This window comes from Photobacterium lipolyticum (assembly GCF_003026475.1).
GTDB lineage: Bacteria > Pseudomonadota > Gammaproteobacteria > Enterobacterales > Vibrionaceae > Photobacterium > Photobacterium lipolyticum.
Genome location: NZ_PYMC01000033.1, coordinates 1 through 6,591 on the forward strand (window position 1 = coordinate 1; position 6,591 = coordinate 6,591).

5 protein-coding genes are annotated in these 6,591 nt (G+C 45.0%); all 5 read left to right on the forward strand.

Annotation, left to right across the window (positions count from 1 at the left end; all coding sequences use genetic code 11):
- The first annotated feature begins 352 nt into the window (after positions 1 to 352).
- From C9I89_RS22015 to C9I89_RS22035, 5 genes are read left to right on the forward strand one after another with little or no spacing between them, the layout of a single operon-like run.
- Positions 353 to 1,378: an ABC transporter permease subunit gene (locus tag C9I89_RS22015; RefSeq protein WP_107285469.1), complete on the forward strand. Its 1,026-nt coding sequence runs from the start codon at positions 353 to 355 to the stop codon at positions 1,376 to 1,378.
- Between the two features lies 1 nt (position 1,379).
- A complete protein-coding gene (locus C9I89_RS22020; RefSeq protein ID WP_107285470.1) occupies positions 1,380 to 2,423 on the forward strand; it encodes an ABC transporter permease in 1,044 nt (347 codons plus the stop codon).
- Between the two features lie 29 nt (positions 2,424 to 2,452).
- The gene (locus tag C9I89_RS22025; protein ID WP_107285471.1) at positions 2,453 to 4,279 is read left to right on the forward strand and encodes an extracellular solute-binding protein; all 1,827 of its coding nucleotides are present in this window, start codon (positions 2,453 to 2,455) and stop codon (positions 4,277 to 4,279) included.
- A gap of 17 nt (positions 4,280 to 4,296) precedes the next feature.
- On the forward strand, positions 4,297 to 5,283 hold the full coding sequence (locus tag C9I89_RS22030; protein ID WP_107285472.1) for an ABC transporter ATP-binding protein: 987 nt from the start codon (positions 4,297 to 4,299) through the stop codon (positions 5,281 to 5,283).
- Positions 5,283 to 6,269 carry an ABC transporter ATP-binding protein gene (locus tag C9I89_RS22035; protein ID WP_107285473.1) on the forward strand — a complete coding sequence of 329 codons (987 nt, stop codon included), beginning with the start codon at positions 5,283 to 5,285 and terminating at the stop codon, positions 6,267 to 6,269. Before C9I89_RS22030 ends, C9I89_RS22035 begins: the two co-directional genes overlap by 1 nt.
- Positions 6,270 to 6,591 lie beyond the last annotated feature (322 nt).

The window sequence follows — 6,591 nt, forward strand, 5'->3', positions numbered from 1 at the left end:
TGAGCATGTAAGGACAGGGTATGTGTTCAGCGCAGAGCTGAACATGGGTATGCAGGAGCCGTATACGAGGTCCGTACGTACGGTTCTGTGAGAGGGCTGAGGCGGTAACGCCTCACCCTACTCGATGGTTTCAGGGGCAGACGAAATACTTATGCACGTAATTCACAGTCGCGGAGTGCTTCATACGCTAAAATAAAAAGTAATCAGCCATGTGATTTCTATATTAGTTGGTATCGTCTGTGGCGATTGTTCACTCTCGCATATTTGCAGTTGCTATTACTCTGTGCGGTGATTGATTAATGTTATTAATGGCAGGAGCCTACATTACTGAAGACAAGGAGCTAGTCTGCAGATGTTGTCCTATTTTCTCCGTCGCATGTTATTAGTCATCCCGACATTTATTGGTATCACCCTTCTAATATTCACCATCACCCGTTTTGTGCCGGGTGGTCCGGTTGAACGGATGCTCGCCAGTATGCAGGCCAGGGGGGATGCAGCATCATCCATGACAACACCGGGGGGAAGCAGTGCGCTATCAGAAGATCAGATCGCAGAATTGAATGCTTTTTACGGGTTAGATAAACCGGCACTGGAGGCCTACACCGACTGGCTCGGTAAATTAGTCGTGCTCGATTTGGGAGAATCAACCCGTTATTACGAACCTGTCTGGGACATGATCGCCGAGCGGTTACCCGTGTCGGCGTTCTACGGGGGAATGACCTTTTTTATCAGCTATTTTATTTCCATTCCTCTGGGCTATTTCAAAGCCATAAGACATGGCAGTGTGTTTGATTCGGGCTCTTCTATTCTTATTTTTGTCGGCTATGCGCTTCCTGGCTACGTCGTTGGGGTTTTGCTGATCACCATATTTGGCTATCACCTTGAATGGTTTCCTATGGGGGGATTTGTTGGCGATGATTTTGACGACTATGAGAGCGTTTACGATCAAGTGAAAGATATTATGTGGCACGCTGTGCTGCCTTTGATTTGTTATTTGATTGGTGACTTTGCCACGCTAACCATGACAATGAAAAATAATCTGATGGAAAACTTATCATCAGATTATATACGAACCGCTATTGCCAAAGGCTTGCCATTTAAACAAGCCGTGCGAAAACATGCTTTGCGAAATAGCCTAATACCGGTTGCCAGCCATTTTGGTAACTCGCTGCTATTTTTTATGACCGGCTCATTTCTTATTGAAGTTGTTTTTAATATTGATGGTGTTGGTTTGCTCGGTTATGAAGCGATCATGGAGCGGGATTACCCTGTTGTTATGGGCATCGTTGCTATCAATGCCGTATTACTGATGGTCGGCAATATTCTGTCTGATGTTTGCGTTGCTATTGTTGACCCTCGAGTGAAGTTCGGAGCCTAGACTGATGAAAATAAATCCGCTAACACTAAAAAAAATTAAGCGATTCAAAGAAATTAAACGCGGTTATCTGTCATTTTTAATGTTGTCATTTTTGCTGATACTCTCTCTCTTTGCCGAGCTTTTGATCAATAGCCAGGCGCTAGTCGTCAGATACAGTGGTGACTACTATTTTCCCGTGATGGGTGATGTCAGACCGGGGAAAGATTTTGGTTTGAACTACTCTAAAGAGGCTGATTACCGAGAATTACAGCAGCTTTTTGAGCAACAGAATGGTGATGACTTTGTTATTTTACCGTTAGTGCCGTGGAATCCCTACGAACAGGATTTTAGTGGCGAATACCCGCCTACAGCACCAAGTTTTGAAGATCAACATTACCTGGGTACCGATACCATTGGCCGCGATATTTTGGCCCGTCTTTTTTATGGTTTTCGTATTGCGATGGGCTTTGCCTTAATGACCATGGTGATTTCGTATGCAATCGGCGTTTCTGTCGGCTGTGCGATGGGTTTTTGGGGCGGTAAATTTGACTTGATTGCCCAACGCTTTATTGAAGTCTGGTCAATGGTTCCTTTCCTATATGTGATTATGATCCTGGTATCGATTACCCGGCCGACGTTTACCTTGTTTGTTGCGATAAATGTATTGTTTGGCTGGATGGGGATGACCTGGTACATGCGTACCATGACCTACAAGGAGTCGGCTCGGGAATATGTGATGGCTGCCCGTGCATTAGGTGCTTCGACGGCAAGGATTGTGTTCAAACATATATTGCCGAATACCATGGTTATGATTGTGACGCTGGCTCCCTTTACCATTGCGGCTAATATTACAGCGTTAACTGCGCTGGATTATTTGGGACTTGGCTTGATGCCCCCCACACCGAGTTGGGGCGATCTGTTGCAACAGGGAAAATCGAATCTGGATTCGCCATGGATAGCTTCTTCCGTTGTTGCTGCCATTGTCATGGTGCTGATCATGGTGACCTTTATTGGAGAAGCAATCCGTGAAGCTTTCGATCCAAAAAAATATACCCGCTATATTTAAGATCTAGCGTACAAACAAGGATGTTAAGAATGAATGAAAAAATAATACTATTCGCCTTCATGGTGATAACAGCGCTTGGCTTTACGGTTAATGCTGCACAGTTGCCTGATGATCTAGAGTGGATATCAAACCCGAATGAACCTATTTTTGCGTCGAGTGATGCTCAGTTCGGCGGGACATTCCGTACCTACCTTCAGAGCTTTCCACAAACATTCCGAATTGTTGGCCCTGACTCCAATGGGGTGTTTCGACATTGGTTATTAGATAGCCGACCTAACTTAGTGAGACGTCATCCCATTACTTATAAATGGATCCCTGAGCTCGCGAATGAGTGGGCTTACGGGAAGGATAACAAAAGTATTTATTTTCGAATTAATCCCAATGCCCAGTGGTCTGATGGTAAACCCATTACCGCAGAAGACTTTAAATTTGCCGTCCAGTTAATGCGTTCAAAAGATATTGTGGCGCCTTGGTACAACAACTATTTCACCGAACAGGTGGATGGGGTGAGTAAAATTGATGATCATACCATTGTCATTACGTCGACAAAGGCTAAAAATCGAGAAGATCTCATGACGACGCTTTATGACCTTCAACCTCGTCCAGCCCATTTTTATAAACCGAAAATTGACAAAAACAGTGATGGCGTTGATGACAATTTCGTTCGTGTTTATAACTTTAAAGCTGAACCCTCATCGGGGCCATACTATGTGGATAAAGTGAAGAAAGGTAAATCTATAAGCTTTAAACATGTTGGCCTGGATTGGTGGGGCTACTCCAATAAGTATTATATAAACCGTTATAACGTAGAAAAGATTCGGATCAAAGTGATCCGCGATCAGGATATTGCGCAAAAACATTTTGAGAAAGGTGATCTCGATGCCTTTGGTTTGGTTATGCCCTCGCTATGGCATGATAAATCGAATGGAAAGCCTTACCAGAACGGCTATATCAATAAATTCTGGGGGTATAACCAGGTACCTCAAGGTAGCGGTGGAATCTGGATCAATACAGCCAAGCCTCATCTGGATGATATCAATGTCCGGAAAGGTCTGGCATTCGCCATTGATTTTGATGGCATGATTGAAAAAGTATTGCATGGCGATTATGTCCGTAAACCGAATGGACTCGGTGTTGGGCATGGTGAATATACCAATACTGATATTAAGCCTGATCCGTTTGATCCGAACCTCGCTGCCGACTTTTTTGCTCGGGCTGGGTTTGATCAGGTAGGGCCTGACGGGATCCGAGTAAATAGTCGTGGCGAGAAGCTGATATTTGCCGTGACCTATTCCTATTCTGCCCATACACCGCGTATTGCCTATCTGAAAGAGCAGGCTAAGCAAGCAGGTCTGGAGCTAACATTGAATTTAGTTGATGGATCTTCTGCATTTAAGTATGTGCTTGAGAAAAAGCATGAACTTTCATTCCATAACATGGGAACCAGTTATATTCCGCAATATTGGGAATACTTCCACTCGGATAATGCCATCAAGCCACAGACGAATAATTTTACTAACTACAGCTCGCCGGAGCTGGATAAGTTGATCATGGCTTATCGGGCTGAATTTGATTTAGGCCAGAAGAAGGCGATATCTCGACAAATTCAACAAATTGTTGCAGATGCGAGTGTGATCATTCCAGGTTATATCGTGCCGTACACCCGCGAAGGTTATTGGCGTTGGCTGAAATATCCGACCCCTGCGATGACTAAGCTGACAGAGGTCATGTTTTCTCCGATAGATCTGTCAACATTCTGGATTGACGAGAAAATGAAGAAAGAAACCTTGTCTGCCATGAAAAAGGGTAAGCATTTTGAACCTGTCACCGTCATCGATGATACCTATAAATTATAGACATGGGAGAAGTGGCGATGACCCATGAGGTATTACTGGAAGTCAACGAACTTGTGACGGAATTCACGACCGATGACGGTGTAGTGCGTGTTCTTGATGGTGTGAACTTTACCGTAAAGAAAGGGCAAACATTGGGGATTGTCGGTGAGTCCGGGTGCGGCAAGAGCGTGACCGCCATGTCCGTCATGGGCCTACTGCCGAGACCTTACGGACAGGTTGCTGGTGGAAAGATTCTTTATCGGGGATCGAACATTGTTGATTTGCCATCTGAAAAGCTCTATGCGATGCGGGGTAATCGCATCTCTATGATATTTCAGGATCCGATGACAGCGTTAAATCCGGTGCACAGCGTCGGTAAGCAATTGTGTGAGGTTCTCGAATTACACCGTCGTGATTTAGATAAAAAAGATCGCCTGAAATTTGCGATTGGTATGCTTGCTAAGGTGGGGATTCCATCACCGGAACAACGTATAACGGAATACCCGCATAACCTTTCAGGCGGAATGCGTCAGCGAGTCATGATAGCCATCGCGCTGGCGTGCAAGCCCGATATACTCATCTGTGATGAACCAACAACGGCACTTGATGTGACCGTGCAGGCGCAGATCCTCGATTTAATGCGTGAACTGCAACGTGAAACGGGTATGGCGATTATTTTCATTACCCACGATTTAGGCGTGGTCGCTGAAATGTGTGATGACGTTGTTGTTATGTATGCCGGGCGAGTGGTGGAAATAGCTGATATTTTCACCTTATTTGAGAAACCGAAACACCCCTATACACTTGGTTTGCTTAAATCGATGCCGACGCAGCATACCGCGCATAAAGAGATGCTGGATACGATAGCGGGCAACGTTCCTCCGTTAACTGAAATGCCAGATGGCTGCCGCTTCTGTACTCGTTGTCGCCATGCAACTGATGAATGCCGTGACATTGTCCCAACCTGGACTCAGGTAGAGGGGACTCACAAGGTGAGTTGCCATCACTGGAAGGAGGTAAGCTAATGTCGGAATTACTGCGTGTTGAAGATATTAAGCAATACTTCTTTTCCGGTGGCGGTATCTTAAGAAAGGGCTACACAGTGTATGCCGTCGACGGGATTAGCTTTTCAGTTAAACAAGGGAAGACTCTGGGCCTGGTTGGTGAATCAGGCTGCGGGAAAAGTACGCTCGGACTAACCCTATTAAAACTGTTTGAACCTACCGCAGGTAAGATCTTTTTTGAAGGGCGCGATATTACCCATTTATCGGTAAAAGAGATGCGTTCACTTCGTCAGGAAATGCAGATTATCTTTCAGGATCCGACGGAATCACTGAATGCTCGTCATACCGTTGGAATGATAATTGAAGAGCCATTTATCATTCATAACATAGGCAAACCTGCGGAACGCAAACAATGGGTAAAAGAGTTGCTGGTAAAAGTAGGCTTACCTGCCGGTGCTGCAGAACGTTACCCTCATGAGTTTTCTGGCGGTCAACGTCAGCGTATTGGTATTGCCCGTGCCATTGCGTTAAAGCCTAAGCTCATCGTATGTGATGAATCGGTATCGGCTTTGGATGTATCAGTGCAGGCGCAAATCCTGAACTTATTATTGGAACTTCAGCAAGAGATGGATCTTGCTTTAATCTTTATTGCCCATGACTTATCTGTGGTGAAGCACATATCTGATCGCGTGGCTGTTATGTATCTGGGAAAAATAGTGGAGATAGGGCATGCATTAGAGGTCTATAACTCGCCCCGTCATCCTTATACGAAGGCATTATTGTCTGCGATACCGATTGCCAATCCCCGGCAGAGGAACAGTGGACGGATCGTATTGAAAGGTGAGTTGCCTTCACCGATCAATCCACCTCAAGGTTGTCATTTCCATACCCGCTGCCCATATGCGACAGACAGGTGTCGAGAAGAAAGGCCGTTGTTATTGGCAAAAGTTGGTGATCATGCTGATGCATGCCATTATTCGACCACTAGCCATGTAAAGACTGAATGACGACAAATAGCATGAAATACCCACGGACTTGCCGTGATTGCTCAAAAAATAATCATTCAGGCGTATTATTAAAATTAAGGCTTGCGGATTGCCGGCGACTCCCTATAATTCGCATCCGTTGTCACGACAAACTACTTGGTAGATAGCTGAGGCAACAACGTTCTTTAACAATTTGACCATGCAATCTGTGTGGGTACTCGTGAAATGATTAGTCAAAAAGATTTATCAATGAACTGAGTGACCGAACGATATGGTTCCTGCAGAGGAATGGTATTGGCACAGTCAATTTACGTTTCAACTTCGGTTGAAACAGAAAATCAGT

Coding starts and splice junctions, on each gene's coding strand:
- C9I89_RS22015 (WP_107285469.1), top strand. CDS start 353: ATGTTGTCCTATTTTCTCCGTCGCATGTTATTAGTCATCCCGACATTT.
- C9I89_RS22025 (WP_107285471.1), top strand. CDS start 2,453: ATGAATGAAAAAATAATACTATTCGCCTTCATGGTGATAACAGCGCTT.
- C9I89_RS22030 (WP_107285472.1), top strand. CDS start 4,297: ATGACCCATGAGGTATTACTGGAAGTCAACGAACTTGTGACGGAATTC.
- C9I89_RS22035 (WP_107285473.1), top strand. CDS start 5,283: ATGTCGGAATTACTGCGTGTTGAAGATATTAAGCAATACTTCTTTTCC.